The 13,912-nt window shown below is 66.4% G+C and carries 11 protein-coding genes; 6 read left to right on the forward strand and 5 right to left on the reverse strand.

The window, feature by feature from the left end:
- Nucleotides 1-158 precede the first annotated feature (158 nt).
- Nucleotides 159-1,637 carry a membrane-bound lytic murein transglycosylase MltF gene (gene mltF / locus A9179_RS17565; protein ID WP_223123239.1) on the forward strand — a complete coding sequence of 493 codons (1,479 nt, stop codon included), beginning with the start codon at nt 159-161 and terminating at the stop codon, nt 1,635-1,637.
- Nucleotides 1,638-1,647: 10 nt separating this feature from the next.
- Here the strand turns inward: mltF and tadA are convergent, their stop codons facing one another.
- The 5 genes from tadA to A9179_RS17590 form a co-directional block, all read right to left on the reverse strand.
- Nucleotides 1,648-2,127 (reverse strand): tRNA adenosine(34) deaminase TadA, encoded by a 480-nt coding sequence (tadA, locus tag A9179_RS17570; protein ID WP_187807507.1) that lies wholly within the window; start codon nt 2,125-2,127, stop codon nt 1,648-1,650.
- Entirely contained in the window at nt 2,127-3,497 is a 1,371-nt protein-coding gene (locus A9179_RS17575) for a multicopper oxidase family protein (RefSeq protein WP_187807508.1), read from the reverse strand. Before A9179_RS17575 ends, tadA begins: the two co-directional genes overlap by 1 nt.
- Nucleotides 3,498-3,650: 153 nt before the next feature.
- Nucleotides 3,651-5,228 carry a glutamine-hydrolyzing GMP synthase gene (gene guaA / locus A9179_RS17580; protein ID WP_187807509.1) on the reverse strand — a complete coding sequence of 526 codons (1,578 nt, stop codon included), beginning with the start codon at nt 5,226-5,228 and terminating at the stop codon, nt 3,651-3,653.
- Between the two features lie 77 nt (nt 5,229-5,305).
- Nucleotides 5,306-6,775, reverse strand: coding sequence for an IMP dehydrogenase (gene guaB, locus A9179_RS17585; RefSeq protein ID WP_187807510.1), 1,470 nt, complete (start codon nt 6,773-6,775; stop codon nt 5,306-5,308).
- A gap of 105 nt (nt 6,776-6,880) precedes the next feature.
- Nucleotides 6,881-7,432 carry a sugar ABC transporter ATPase gene (locus tag A9179_RS17590; protein ID WP_187807511.1) on the reverse strand — a complete coding sequence of 184 codons (552 nt, stop codon included), beginning with the start codon at nt 7,430-7,432 and terminating at the stop codon, nt 6,881-6,883.
- Nucleotides 7,433-7,538: 106 nt separating this feature from the next.
- Here A9179_RS17590 and xseA point away from each other — a divergent pair, with 106 nt between their 5' ends.
- From xseA to A9179_RS17615, 5 genes are all read left to right on the forward strand, one after another.
- On the forward strand, nt 7,539-8,918 hold the full coding sequence (xseA, locus tag A9179_RS17595; RefSeq protein WP_187807512.1) for an exodeoxyribonuclease VII large subunit: 1,380 nt from the start codon (nt 7,539-7,541) through the stop codon (nt 8,916-8,918).
- A 60-nt stretch (nt 8,919-8,978) separates the two neighbouring features.
- Nucleotides 8,979-9,833: a M23 family metallopeptidase gene (locus A9179_RS17600; protein WP_187807513.1), complete on the forward strand. Its 855-nt coding sequence runs from the start codon at nt 8,979-8,981 to the stop codon at nt 9,831-9,833.
- Between the two features lie 146 nt (nt 9,834-9,979).
- Nucleotides 9,980-10,648 (forward strand): glutathione S-transferase, encoded by a 669-nt coding sequence (locus A9179_RS17605; protein WP_187808623.1) that lies wholly within the window; start codon nt 9,980-9,982, stop codon nt 10,646-10,648.
- 358 nt (nt 10,649-11,006) lie between these two features.
- Nucleotides 11,007-12,677, forward strand: coding sequence for a 2-isopropylmalate synthase (leuA, locus tag A9179_RS17610; protein WP_187807514.1), 1,671 nt, complete (start codon nt 11,007-11,009; stop codon nt 12,675-12,677).
- Between the two features lie 144 nt (nt 12,678-12,821).
- Nucleotides 12,822-13,868 carry an NAD(P)-dependent alcohol dehydrogenase gene (locus A9179_RS17615; RefSeq protein ID WP_187807515.1) on the forward strand — a complete coding sequence of 349 codons (1,047 nt, stop codon included), beginning with the start codon at nt 12,822-12,824 and terminating at the stop codon, nt 13,866-13,868.
- The last annotated feature ends 44 nt before the right edge of the window (nt 13,869-13,912 follow it).

Raw genomic sequence — 13,912 nt, forward strand, 5'->3', positions numbered from 1 at the left:
CGTGAACAGCCTCTGGGAAGGGGTGTGCTTTGAGGCCGTGCATTCTAGCCTAAAGCGCCGCCGGGCGGCACCCGTAAGGATGCATGCCGATGTACCTAGCAGAGCCACCCCGAGCTGTCGAGATATGGCGCCCAGCAGGCTTTGCGTATACTGCGCCGATGTTTGCCCACACCGCGTTGCGCACCCGCTCTGCCGCCTGGCTGCTGGCGACCGCAATCCTTCTGTTGCTCGCGGGCTGCGATGGCGATGGCGATGTCGCCAAACCGCCCAGCACGCTCGAGCGCGTCCAGAAGGAGGGCGTGCTACGCGTGGTCACCCGCAACAGCCCGGCCACCTATTTCCAGGATCGCAGCGGCGAAACCGGCTTCGAGTACGAGCTGGTCAAGCGTTTTGCCGACAACCTGGGGGTCGAGCTGAAGATCGAGACGGCCGACAACCTCGACGACCTGTTCACCCGCCTCAACCAGCCGGGCGGCCCGGTGCTGGCCGCCGCCGGCCTGGTCGCCAGCGACGGGCGCAAGGCCCAGGCGCAGTTCTCCAAGTCCTACCTGGAAGTCACCCCGCAGGTCGTCTACCGCAACGGCGAGCCGCGCCCATCGCGCCCGGAAGACCTGCTCGGCAAGCGCATCCTGGTGCTCAAGGGCAGCAGCCACGCCGAACAGCTGGCCGAACTGAAGCAGAACATGCCCGGCTTGCAGTACGAAGAGTCCGCCGACGTGGAAGTGGTCGACCTGCTGCGCATGGTCGACGACGGGCAGATCGACCTGACCCTGGTGGATTCCAACGAACTGGCGATGAACCAGGTGTATTTCCCCAACGTGCGCGTCGCCTTCGACCTCGGCGACGCGCGCAGCCTGGGCTGGGCGGTGGCCGCCGGCAGCGACGACAGCCTGCTGCGCGAGGTCAACGACTTCCTCGACCTGGTGGCCGAGAACGGCAGCCTCAAGCGCCTCAAGGATCGCTACTACGGGCATGTCGACGTACTCGGCTACGTCGGCGCCTACACCTTCGCCCAGCACCTGCAGCAGCGCCTGCCGCGCTACGAGCAGCACTTCAAGCAGGCCGCCGAGAAACACAAGGTGGACTGGCGCCTGCTGGCCGCCATCGGCTACCAGGAGTCGATCTGGCAGCCGGACGCCACCTCCAAGACCGGCGTGCGCGGCCTGATGATGCTGACCCAGGGCACCGCCCAGGCGATGGGCGTGGTCAACCGCCTGGATCCGCGGCAGAGCATCCTTGGCGGCGCCAAGTACTTCGCCCTGATCCATTCCGGCCTGACCGAAGACATGAGCGAGCCGGATCGCACCTGGTTCGCCCTGGCCGCCTACAACATCGGCATCGCCCACCTGGGCGACGCGCGCAAGCTGGCCGAGGCCGAAGGGCTGAACCCGAACAAGTGGCTGGACGTGCAGCAGATGCTGCCGCGCCTGTCGCAGAAACGCTGGTACAGCAAGACCCGCTATGGCTATGCGCGCGGCGGCGAAACGGTGCACTTCGTGCGCAACATCCGCCGCTACTACGACATTCTCAACTGGGTGACCCAGCCGCAGCTGGAAGGCAGCCAGATCGCCGAGAGCGGCCTGCACGTGCCGGGCGTCAACAAGACCCTGCCCAAGGATGAGTCCGGGCTGCTCTAAGCGCCCCCGGTCAGCCCTGGCGGCGCGCCTTGAAGAAGGCGCTGAGCATCTCGCTGCATTCCTGGGCCAGCACGCCGCCCTCGATCAGCACCCGGTGGTTGAGGAAACTCTGCTCGAAGAACTGCCCGCGGCTGATCGCCACCCCGGCCTTGGGCTCGGTGGTGCCGTAGACCACCCGAGCGATGCGCGAATGCACGATCAGCCCGGCGCACATGCTGCACGGCTCCAGGGTGACATACAGGGTGCTGCCCGGCAGGCGGTAGTTCTGCACAGCCGCGGCGGCAGCGCGGATCGCCACCATCTCGGCATGGGCACTGGGGTCGCTGGTGGAGATCGGGCAGTTGAAGCCGCGGCCGATCACCACCCCGCCCTGCACCAGCAGCGCGCCTACCGGTACCTCTCCCCTTTGCGCCCCCTCGGCAGCCAAAGCCAGCGCCTCGCGCATGAGGCGCTCGTCCTGGCTGCGGTCGATGATCTGCGGCTGGCGCATCAGGCCACCTCGATGGCGGCCATCAGGCCGGTTTCCATGTGGTCGATCACATGGCAGTGGAACATCCATATCCCGGGATTATCGGCAACGAAGGCGATACGCGCCGTCTCGTTCTTGCCCAGCAGGTAGGTGTCGGTGAAGTACGGCACGATGTCCCGGCGATCCGAATCCAGCACCTTGAACGCCATGCCGTGCAGGTGCACCGGGTGCTGGTACTGGGCCATGTTGCGCAGCACGAAGATGTAGTGGCCGCCCTGCTTCAGCTTGGCGATGGGGCGGTCGGCACAGGTCTTGTCGTTGATGTCCCAGGCCTGGCCGTTGATCTGCCAGTAGCGGTACTTGGCGCCCTGGGCGACGTTGTCGACCAGGGTCGCGGCCCACTCGAAGTTGAAGCGCAGAGTCTCGGCGCGGCCCAGATCCGGCTCCGCCACCGGGTTGGCCGGCAGCGCTGGCGGCCACTCAGCGGCCGGTTCCGGGCTGGCCACGCTTTTCAGGGTGGCCAGGCGCAGCGGGCCGTTGCGCAGCGACAGCTCGGTGCCGCTAGCCGGCACCCGCAACGCCAGATCCAGGCGCATGCCCGGGCCCAGCCAGTAATCCTTGCCCAGCGGCCGCGGCTGCACCGGATGGCCGTCGAGGGCATAGATGCGCGCCTCACCACCGGACAGGTTGAGGCAGTAGGTCACCGTGCTGTCGACGTTGATCAGGCGCAGGCGCACCACCTGCCCGGCCGGCAGTTCGAGGGTAGGAGCCGGCACGCCGTTGATGGTCGACAGGCGCCCGCGAGTGCCTTCGCGCGCCGCCTCACGCGGCACGCTGAAGGCGCTGAAAGCACCCTCCGCATCCACATGCCAGGTTTTCAGGCATAGCGTGCGCTCGTGGGCGAAGCCAGTCGGCTCGCGCTCCTCGATGATCAGCGGGCCGACCAGGCCGCGGCCGAGCTGCTCGGCGCTGGACAGGTGCGGGTGGTACCAGTAGCTGCCGGCATCCGGAGTGAGGAAGTCGTAGTCGAAGTACTCGCCCGGCAGCACCGGCAACTGCGAGACATAGGGCACGCCGTCCATCTCCAGCGGCAGGCGAATGCCGTGCCAGTGGATGGTGGTCGGCTCGGCGAGCTGGTTGACGAAGCGCACGCGCAGGCGCTCGCCCTGCCGGCAGCGCAGCTCCACGCCCGGTGCCTGGCCACCGTAGCCCCAGGCCGGAGTGACATGCCCGGGCACCAGCTCCAGGTCGAAGGGCGCGGCGATCAGCTGGTAGTCATGGCTCGCCGCGTTCTCCGGGCGCCCCAGCCAGTAACGCACGCCACCAGCGCCGAGGCCGACCACACCCAGCCCGACCAGGCCGGCCAATACTTGTCTGCGGGTAAATGCCATATCCAACCCCGTTGCGCAGCCGCCGGAGAAGCCCGGCCCGCCAATTGCAATATCTTCTCATTCCAGCACTGGCAAAGACGAGCCCGCCAGCGAGGCCGATTGCCGCATGCGCAGATGCGACAAGGGCAGCTCGCGCTGCCCCTGTTGGCTAGATCATTCCCACTCGATGGTGGCTGGCGGCTTGCTCGACACGTCGTAGGTGACGCGGGAGATACCGGAGATCTCGTTGATGATGCGGTTGGAGACCTTCTCCAGCAGCTCGTAGGGCAGGTGCGCCCAGCGTGCGGTCATGAAGTCGATGGTTTCCACGGCGCGCAGGGCCACGACCCAGGCGTAGCGACGGCCGTCGCCGACCACGCCCACCGATTTCACCGGCTGGAACACCACGAAGGCCTGGCTGGTCTTGTGGTACCAGTCGAAGTTGCGCAGCTCCTCGATGAAGATGTGGTCGGCCAGACGCAGCAGGTCGGCATATTCCTTCTTCACTTCGCCGAGGATGCGCACGCCCAGGCCCGGGCCCGGGAACGGGTGGCGATAGACCATGTCGTAGGGCAGGCCCAGCTCCAGGCCGATCTTGCGCACTTCGTCCTTGAACAGCTCGCGCAGCGGCTCGACCAGGGAGAACTGCATGTCTTCCGGCAGGCCGCCGACGTTGTGGTGCGACTTGATCACATGGGCCTTGCCGGTCTTGGCGCCAGCCGACTCGATCACGTCCGGGTAGATGGTGCCCTGGGCGAGGAACTTCACGTCCTTGAGCTTGGTGGCTTCCTCATCAAACACCTCGATGAAGCTGCGACCGATGATCTTGCGCTTCTCTTCCGGGTCGCTGACACCGGCCAGGCGACCGAGGAACAGCTCTTCGGCGTTGGCGCGGATCACCTTGACGCCCATGTTCTCGGCGAACATGGCCATCACCTGGTCACCTTCCTTGTGGCGCAGCAGGCCGTTGTCGACGAACACGCAGGTCAGCTGGTCGCCGATGGCGCGGTGCAGCAGCGCGGCAACCACCGAGGAGTCGACGCCGCCGGACAGGCCCAGCAGCACCTTGGAAGTGCCGACCTGGGCACGCACGTTGGCGATGGCGTCTTCGACGATGTTGGCCGGAGTCCACAGGGCTTCGCAGCCGCAGATGTCGAGGATGAAGCGCGAGAGGATGCGCCCGCCCTGCTTGGTATGGGTCACTTCCGGGTGGAACTGCACGCCGTAGTAGCCGCGGCTGTCGTCAGCCATGGCGGCGATCGGGCAGCTCGGGGTGCTGGCGAGGATATGGAAGCCGGCCGGGATCTCGGTGACCTTGTCGCCGTGGCTCATCCACACGTCCAGACCGAGCACACCGTCGGTGTCCACATGGTCTTCGATGCCGTCGAGCAGGCGGGCCTTGCCGACCACGTCGACGCGGGCATAGCCGAACTCGCGCAGGTCGGAGCCTTCCACCTTGCCGCCAAGCTGCTCGGCCATGGTCTGCATGCCGTAGCAGATACCGAAGATCGGCACGTTCAGCTCGAACACCGCCTGCGGCGCGCGCGGGCTGCCCGCTTCATGCACCGACTCCGGGCCACCGGCGAGGATCACGCCGCGCGGGGCGAAGGCGCGGATCGCCTCGTTGTCCATGTCGAACGGGTGGATTTCGCAGTACACACCGATCTCGCGCACACGGCGGGCGATCAGCTGGGTGTACTGGGAACCGAAGTCCAGAATCAGGATGCGGTGGGCGTGAATGTCGTGGGCCATGGCCGTCTCTCGTAGCGGAATTCGCAAATGACACGGGGCTGAATAGCAGCCCCGTGTGTTCTTCTATAAAGCGTCGATCAACCGACCCGATAGTTCGGGGCTTCCTTGGTGATCTGTACATCGTGCACGTGCGACTCGGCCATGCCGGCGCCGGTGATGCGCACGAACTCCGGCTTGGTGCGCATTTCCTCGACGGTGGCGCAGCCGGTGTAGCCCATGGAGGCGCGCAGGCCGCCCATCAGCTGGTGGACGATGGCGCTCATCGCGCCCTTGTACGGCACACGGCCTTCGATGCCTTCCGGCACCAGCTTCTCGGCACCGGCCGAGGAGTCCTGGAAATAACGGTCGGAAGAACCCTGGGCCTGGGCCATGGCGCCCAGCGAGCCCATGCCGCGGTAGGCCTTGTAGGAACGGCCCTGGAACAGTTCGACTTCGCCCGGGGCTTCTTCGGTACCGGCCAGCATGGAGCCGATCATCACGGCGGAGGCGCCAGCAACGATGGCCTTGGACAGGTCACCGGAGAAACGGATACCGCCGTCGGCAATCAGCGGCACACCGGTGCCAGCCAGAGCGGCGGCGACGTTGGCCACCGCGGAGATTTGCGGAACGCCGACACCGGCGACGATGCGGGTGGTGCAGATCGAGCCCGGGCCGATACCGACCTTGACCGCATCGGCGCCGGCTTCGGCGAGGGCCTTGGCCGCTTCGCCGGTGGCGATATTGCCGCCAATGACTTGCACCTCGGGGAAGTTCTGCTTGACCCAGCGTACGCGATCGATCACGCCCTTGGAGTGACCGTGGGCGGTGTCGACGATGATCACGTCGACGCCGGCAGCCACCAGTGCGCCAACCCGGTCAGCGGTATCGGCACCGGTGCCGACGGCAGCGCCGACGCGCAGGCGGCCCTGGTCGTCCTTGCTGGCCAGCGGGTAGGCCTTGGCCTTCTCGATGTCCTTGACGGTCATCATGCCCTTGAGGGCGAAGGCGTCGTCGACGATCAGGACTTTCTCGATGCGGTGCTTGTGCAGCAGCTCGCGCACGGCTTCCTTGGTGGCGCCTTCCTTGACGGTGACCAGACGCTCTTTCGGCGTCATCACGTCGCGCACCAGGGCATCCAGGCGGTTCTCGAAACGCACGTCACGGGAGGTGACGATGCCGACCAGGTCGCCGTTGGACAGTACCGGCACGCCGGAGATGTTGTGCTGGCGGGTCAGCTCGAACAGGTCGCGCACGGTGGCGTCGGCCTCGATGGTGATCGGATCCTTGACCACGCCGGCTTCGAACTTCTTGACCTTGCGTACTTCGGCAGCCTGCTGCTCGACGGTCATGTTCTTGTGGATGATGCCGATACCGCCTTCCTGGGCCATGGCAATCGCCAGGCGCGCTTCGGTGACGGTGTCCATGGCCGCGGACAGCAGCGGAATATTCAGCGAGATGCCGCGCGTGAGTTGGGTCTTGAGGCTGACGTCTTTCGGCAGGACTTCGGAATAACCGGGAATCAGGAGGACGTCGTCGAAAGTCAGGGCTTCTTGGCTGATACGCAGCATGGCGGGGCTCCCGAGCGGGAAAATAAGAAGCGCGGCATTATACCCAGCTGACCCGCTTCGCTCAATGCAAACTGTGATCGGCGTACAGAGAGCCGGCTCGCCGCCTCAGATCTGCACCAGCACCTGGCGCACGGGCTGGCCCAGGCGCTCGGCAAACTCGTCGAGAAAGCCCTGACGGAAGCCCGCCTCGGCCCAGTTGTTGAAAATGAAGCCGAGGTTGGAGAAGGCACAGGGCTGCAGGAACAGGAAGCCGTTGATGTCGTCCTCATGGCCGCACTGCGGGCAGCTGAAGTTGTCGGTCAGCCCCGGCATCCACTCCTCCAGGCTGTCGAACAGCGCCTCGCCGATCTCCTGGCGGCACTGCGGGCAACCGGCTTCCTCGAGGAAATCCACGGTCGGCGTATAGATGCAGCGCTTGCTGATCACCTCCAGACCATTGAGCGGGCGACCGAACGGCAGCCGCTCGGGATGCTCCACCACCGCCCGGGCACCCGGCGCGATGGCGTAGGCCATGCCCCGCGCGCCACGGCCACAGGTGCTCGGCTGCGCCTCGACGATGTCGCGCTTGATCAGCCAGCGCAACAGCGCCCAGGCCTTGGCCTCGTGCCCGGGCAGGCTGGAAATCTGTGGCACCAGGATGATCTGCTGGTCGCTCATGGCGGCACCCCGAATCGAAAACAGGCGCGCAGCTTAATCCCGGCAGCCCGCCGGTCAAGGCCGACCGACCTATGGCTGGCCCGGCAAAGCCTTTATCATGCCGGCCATGCTCAACGATCCCTTCCAGCGCCTGGGTCTCGACCGCGAGACCTTGAGCGTCAGCCAACTGAACAACCGTGCCCGCCTGCTGCTGGAAGACGTGTTCGCCCAGGTCTGGGTCGAAGGCGAGATATCCAACCTGGCCCGCCCGGCCTCCGGCCACATCTATTTCACCCTCAAGGACAGCCAGGCCCAGGTGCGCTGCGCGCTGTTCCGGCAGAACGCCGCGCGCGTGCGCCAGGCCCTGCGCGACGGCCTGGCGGTGAAGGTGCGCGGCAAGGTCTCGCTGTTCGAGGGCCGCGGCGACTACCAGCTGATCCTCGACAGCGTCGAGCCGGCCGGCGACGGTGCCCTGCGCCTGGCCTTCGAGGCGCTCAAGGAGAAACTCTCCGCCGAGGGCCTGTTCGCCGCCGAGAGCAAGCGCGCCCTGCCCACCCATCCGCAGCGCATCGGCATCGTCAGCTCGCCGACCGGCGCGGTGATCCGCGACATCATCAGCGTGTTCCGCCGCCGCGCGCCGCAGGTGGCGCTGACCCTGATCCCCACCGCCGTGCAGGGCCGCGAAGCCACCGCGCAGATCGTCCGCGCCCTGCAGCTGGCCGACCGCGCCGGCTTCGACGCGATCATCCTGGCGCGCGGCGGCGGCTCGCTGGAAGACCTCTGGTGCTTCAACGAGGAAGCCGTGGCCCGCGCCGTGGCCGCCTGCGCCACGCCCATCGTCAGTGCCGTCGGCCATGAGACCGACGTATCGATCAGCGATTTCGTCGCCGACGTACGTGCACCAACACCCTCGGCCGCCGCCGAGCTGCTGGCACCGGACAGCTCCGACCTGCAGCACCGCCTGGACGGCCTGAAGCGCCGCCTGCTGCTGAGCCTGCAGAGCCGCCTGGGCCGCGAACAGCTGCGCCTGGAAGGCCTGACCCGGCGCCTGCGCCACCCCGGCGAGCGCCTGCGCCAGCAGGCCCAGCGCCTCGACGACCTGGACATGCGCCTGCGCCGCGCCTTCACCCAGCAGGCCACCAGCCGCCACGAGCGCCTGGCCCGCCTGGACGGCCGCCTGCATGCGCAACACCCGGGGCGCGCCCTGGCCCTGCTGCGCCAGCGCCTGGACAGCCTGGCCGAGCGCCTGCCGCGGGCCATCGACGGCCAGCTCCGGCAGCAGCGCCAGCAGCTCGCCGCCCTGGGCCAGCAGCTGCATATCGTCAGCCCGCTGGCCACCCTTGGCCGCGGCTACAGCATCCTCCTCGACGATCGCGGCCAGGCCGTGCGCAGCGCCAGCCAGACCCACCCGGGGCAGAGGCTCAAGGCGCGCCTGGGCGAAGGCGAGCTGGAGGTGCGGGTCGAAGACAACCACCTCACCCCGGTCACCCTCTCCCTACTCGATTGATACCTGGACAAACCAATGCCTACCTTTATCCGTAGGAGCGAGCTCTGCTCGCGAAGCCTTATGGCTGCCAATATTCGCGAGCAGAGCTCGCTCCTACGGAGTGCCTTGCTCGCCCTGCTGCTGTGCCTTGCCCTGCCCGTACAGGCAGAAGGTTTCATCACCCGTTTGCTGAACAAGCCGGTGCCCGGCGGCGTGGCGGTGCTCGACCTGGGCGACGGCCCTGTCGCGCCGCAAGCGCGCTACCAGGGCAAGCCGGTGCTGGTGGTGAAGGAAGAAGGCCAACGCTGGATCGCCATAGTCGGTATCCCGCTGACGGTAAAACCGGGCCCGCAGCAGATCGAGGCAGGCGGCCGAACCCTGAATTTCCAGGTCGGCACCAAGCGCTACCGCGAGCAGCACATCACCCTGAAGAACCAGGAACAGGTCAATCCGAGCCCGAAGAACCTAGCGCGCATCGAGCGCGAACTGGCCGAGCAGACCCGCGCCTACCAGCAGTTCAGCCCGCGCCAGCCGAGCAACCTGCTGCTCGACAAGCCGGTGGCCGGCCCGCTCTCCAGCCCTTTCGGCGTGCGCCGCTTCTTCAATGGCGAGGAGCGCAACCCGCACGCCGGCCTGGACTTCGCCGTCGGCGCCGGCACACCGATCAAGGCCCCCGCCGCCGGCAAGGTGATTCTGATCGGCGACTACTTCTTCAACGGCCGCACCGTGTTCGTCGACCACGGCCAGGGCCTGATCAGCATGTTCTGCCACCTGTCCAAGGTCGAGGTGCAGCTGGGCCAGGAGCTGGCGCGCGGCGCCGTGCTCGGGCGGGTCGGCAGCACCGGGCGTGCCACCGGCCCGCACATGCACTGGAACGTCAGCCTCAACGACGCGCGGGTCGACCCGGCGATCTTTATCGGCGCATTCAAACCCTAGGCTCTGTTGCCGCTTCGGCGCGCCCGTGCCAGCACCAGCCCCTAGCAACGGCCTGCCCCCACACGTATAAGTGACGGCTACCCGCTGATCGCCCTGAGTGACGCGCTGTACATGGCCATCGGCATCGTCCCCGACCAGGAGCCATGATGATCATCGTCCACCACCTGAACAACTCGCGCTCGCAGCGCATCCTCTGGCTGCTCGAAGAACTGGGCGTGGAGTACCAGATCCAGCGCTATGAGCGCGATCCCCAGACCATGCTCGCCCCGCCGGAACTGCGCGCCGTGCACCCGCTGGGCAAGTCGCCGGTGGTCAGCGACGGCGAGCTGACCCTGGCCGAGTCCGGCGCCATCATCGACTACCTGGCCAACCGCTACGGCCAGGATCTGCTGCCACCAGCCGGCAGCCCCGAGCGCCTGCGCTGCAACTATTGGCTGCATTACGCGGAAGGCTCGGCCATGCCACCGCTGCTGCTCAAGCTGGTGTTCGACAAGGTGGAAAGCAGCCCGATGCCCTTCTTCATCAAGCCGATTGCCCGCGGCATTGCACAGAAGGTCAAGCGCGCGCTGATCAACCCGCAGCTGCAACTGCACCTGGACTACCTGGAAGGCGAGCTGGGCAAAAGCACCTGGTTCGCCGGCGAGACTTTCAGCGCCGCCGACATCCAGATGAGCTTCCCGCTGGAAGCAGCCACCTCGCGCGGCGGCCTGGATGGCAGCCGGCCGCGGCTCAAAGCCTTCCTCGAACGCATCCATGCCCGCCCGGCCTACCGGCGCGCCCTGGAAAAAGGCGGCGAGTACGCCTACGCCAGCTGAGACAGGCGCCCTCCCCCTGACGCCGGCCACCCGCCGGCGTCAGGGCCATGGCCAGCGCTCAGGCCTGGCGGGGCAAAAACGCCTCGCAATTCAGCCGCAGAAAAACCTGAAAACCTGGCATTTATTCCCACCAACTGGATAACAGAGCAATAAATCACCGTTTTTCCAGCACGACTTGCCAGCTTTAACCTATAGCTTTAGGGTTGGCAGTATGAACATCGCCCATACCCTCATTCTCCTGCGTCAACACGCCTGCCAGCGCCTGGTCAGCCCGCGACTGCGTGGCTAAACCGCTCGCCCCGCCGTTTCGCCCCTTTTCGTTTTACCCGGCCTGCCTGCCGACCCAAGGATTTTCGTCATGACCATGCTCAAAGACCCGTCGAAGAAATACCGCCCCTTCACCCAGATCCAGATCCCCGACCGCACCTGGCCGGACAAGATCATCGACAAGGCGCCGATCTGGCTGTCCACCGACCTGCGCGACGGCAACCAGTCGCTGATCGAGCCGATGGACGCCGAGAAGAAGATGCGTTTCTTCAAGTGCCTGGTCGCCGTGGGCCTGAAGGAAATCGAAGTGGGCTTCCCGTCCGCCTCGCAGACTGACTTCGACTTCGTCCGCGAGCTGATCGAAGGCGGCCACATCCCTGACGACGTGACCATCCAGGTGCTGACCCAGGCCCGTGAAGACCTGATCACCCGCACCTTCGAGTCGCTCAAGGGTGCCAAGAAGGCCATCGTCCACTACTACAACGCCACCGCGCCGAGTTTCCGCCGCATCGTCTTCAACCAGGACAAGGCCGGCGTGGTCGAGATCGCCACCCACGCCGCGCAGATCATCAAGCGCCTGGCCGCCGCGCAGCCGGAGACCCAGTGGGGCTTCGAGTACTCGCCGGAAGTGTTCAGCTCCACCGAAATCGACTTCGCCGTCGAGGTGTGCAACGCGGTGATCGGCGTGTTCCAGCCGACCCCGGCACAGAAGCTGATCCTCAACCTGCCGGCCACCATCGAGTGCGCCACGCCGAACAACTACGCCGACCAGATCGAGTGGTTCGGCCGCCACGTCGACCGCCGCGACAGCGTGCTGATCAGCGTGCACACCCACAACGACCGCGGCACCGGCGTAGCCGCCTCGGAGCTGGCAGTAATGGCCGGCGCCGACCGCGTCGAAGGCTGCCTGTTCGGCAACGGCGAGCGCACCGGCAACGTCTGCCTGGTGACCCTGGCGCTGAACCTCTACACCCAGGGCGTCAACCCCGAGCTGGACTTCTCCGACATCGATGCCGTGCGCAAGGTGGTGGAAGAGTGCAACCAGCTGCCGGTGCACCCGCGCCATCCGTACGTTGGCGACCTGGTGCACACCGCCTTCTCCGGCTCGCACCAGGACGCCATCCGCAAGGGCTTCGCCCAGCAGGATCCGGAAGGCGTGTGGGAAGTACCGTACCTGCCGATCGACCCGGCCGACATCGGCCGCGACTATGAGGCAGTGATCCGGGTGAACAGCCAGTCCGGCAAGGGCGGCATCACCTTCCTGCTCGAGCAGGAATACGGCATCAGCCTGCCGCGCCGCATGCAGATCGAGTTCAGCCAGGTGGTGCAGAAGGAAACCGACCGCCTCGGCCTGGAAATGACCGCTGCGCAAATCTACAGCCTGCTGGAAAACGAGTACCTCAAGGCCAACAGCCCCTACGTGCTGAAGAGCCATCGCCTGCAGGAAGAGAACGGCATCTGCAATGTCGACGTCGACGTAACCTTCAACGGCGAGCTGCGCCGCAAGCACGGCACCGGCAAGGGCCCGCTGGAAGCCCTGGTCGCCGCCCTGCCGCTGAGCGTCGAGATCATGGACTACCACGAGCACGCCATCAGCGCCGGCACCAACGCCCAGGCCGTCGCCTACATCGAGGTACGCCTGAATGGCGGGCGCCCGCTGCACGGCATCGGCATCGACGAGAACCTGACCACCGCGACCTTCCGCGCCCTGTTCAGCGCCCTCAACCGCGCCATGAGCCAGGCCGAGGCCCAGGCCGCCTGAGTCGGTAACAGATGATCGAGGGGGCTGCGGCCCCCTTTTTCATGCCCGTAACTCTGGGCATGGATTCGGCAGGATTGTGCAAGCCGGCGATCACGCCCCTGCCCTAACCTCTCCCTGGCTTACCGACTCGCCAAGGAGAACTCCATGAGCAAGACCCTCGCCTTCGCCGCCCAGGCCCCACACACCCCGCTGGCCCCCATCGAGATCCAGCGCCGCGCCGTCGGCCCGGACGACGTGGCCATCGATATTCTCTACTGCGGCGTCTGCCACTCCGACCTGCACACCGCGCGCAACGAGTGGAACAACACCTTCTACCCTTCGGTGCCGGGCCACGAGATCGTCGGCAAGGTCACTGCTGTCGGCAGCAATGTCACCAAGTTCAAGGTCGGCGACGTCGCCGGCGTCGGCTGCATGGTCGACAGCTGCCGCCACTGCGCCTCCTGCGGCGAGAGCCTGGAGCAGTACTGCGAGAGCGGCTTCACCGGCACCTACAACGGCCCGGTATTCGGCGGTGAGAACACCTTCGGCGGCTACTCCCAGCACATAGTGGTCGACCAGCGCTTCGTCCTGCGCATCAGCCACACCGACAACCTGGCCGCCGTGGCGCCACTGCTGTGCGCCGGCATCACCACCTATTCACCGCTGCGTCAGTGGCAGGTCGGCCCGGGCCAGAAAGTCGGCATCGTCGGCCTGGGTGGCCTGGGCCACATGGGCGTGAAGATCGCCGCCGCCATGGGCGCTCACGTGGTGCTGTTCACCACCTCGCCGAACAAGCGTGAGGACGCCCTGCGCCTGGGTGCCCATGAGGTGGTGGTATCGAAGAACGCCGAGGAGATGGCTGCCCACGCCAATAGCTTCGACTTCATCCTCAACACCGTGGCCGCACCGCACGACCTCAACCCCTTCCTCAACCTGCTCAAGCGCGACGCCACCCTGTGCCTGGTCGGCGCCCCGGATTCGCCGCACCCGCCGGCGGACGTGTTCGGCCTGATCTTCAAGCGCCGCCGCATCGCCGGCTCGCTGATCGGCGGCATCGCCGAGACCCAGGAGATGCTCGATTTCTGCGCCGCCCACAACATCGTCTCGGATATCGAGATGATCCCCATGCAGGCGATCAACCAGGCCTACGAGCGCATGCTGAAAAGCGATGTGAAATACCGCTTCGTGATCGATATGGCCAGCCTGGCCTGATCAACGCTCTGCGTGCTCCCTGAAAACACAAAACCCGCCAATCG

It is taken from the genome of Pseudomonas alcaligenes (assembly GCF_014490745.1).
GTDB lineage: Bacteria > Pseudomonadota > Gammaproteobacteria > Pseudomonadales > Pseudomonadaceae > Aquipseudomonas > Aquipseudomonas alcaligenes_C.

Bases quoted from the DNA above. Each gene is read 5' to 3' on its own strand.
- mltF (WP_223123239.1), top strand. From the start codon at position 159: ATGTTTGCCCACACCGCGTTGCGCACCCGCTCTGCCGCCTGGCTGCTG.
- tadA (WP_187807507.1), bottom strand. From the start codon at position 2,127: ATGCGCCAGCCGCAGATCATCGACCGCAGCCAGGACGAGCGCCTCATG.
- A9179_RS17575 (WP_187807508.1), bottom strand. From the start codon at position 3,497: ATGGCATTTACCCGCAGACAAGTATTGGCCGGCCTGGTCGGGCTGGGT.
- guaA (WP_187807509.1), bottom strand. From the start codon at position 5,228: ATGGCCCACGACATTCACGCCCACCGCATCCTGATTCTGGACTTCGGT.
- guaB (WP_187807510.1), bottom strand. From the start codon at position 6,775: ATGCTGCGTATCAGCCAAGAAGCCCTGACTTTCGACGACGTCCTCCTG.
- A9179_RS17590 (WP_187807511.1), bottom strand. From the start codon at position 7,432: ATGAGCGACCAGCAGATCATCCTGGTGCCACAGATTTCCAGCCTGCCC.
- xseA (WP_187807512.1), top strand. From the start codon at position 7,539: ATGCTCAACGATCCCTTCCAGCGCCTGGGTCTCGACCGCGAGACCTTG.
- A9179_RS17600 (WP_187807513.1), top strand. From the start codon at position 8,979: ATGGCTGCCAATATTCGCGAGCAGAGCTCGCTCCTACGGAGTGCCTTG.
- A9179_RS17605 (WP_187808623.1), top strand. From the start codon at position 9,980: ATGATCATCGTCCACCACCTGAACAACTCGCGCTCGCAGCGCATCCTC.
- leuA (WP_187807514.1), top strand. From the start codon at position 11,007: ATGACCATGCTCAAAGACCCGTCGAAGAAATACCGCCCCTTCACCCAG.
- A9179_RS17615 (WP_187807515.1), top strand. From the start codon at position 12,822: ATGAGCAAGACCCTCGCCTTCGCCGCCCAGGCCCCACACACCCCGCTG.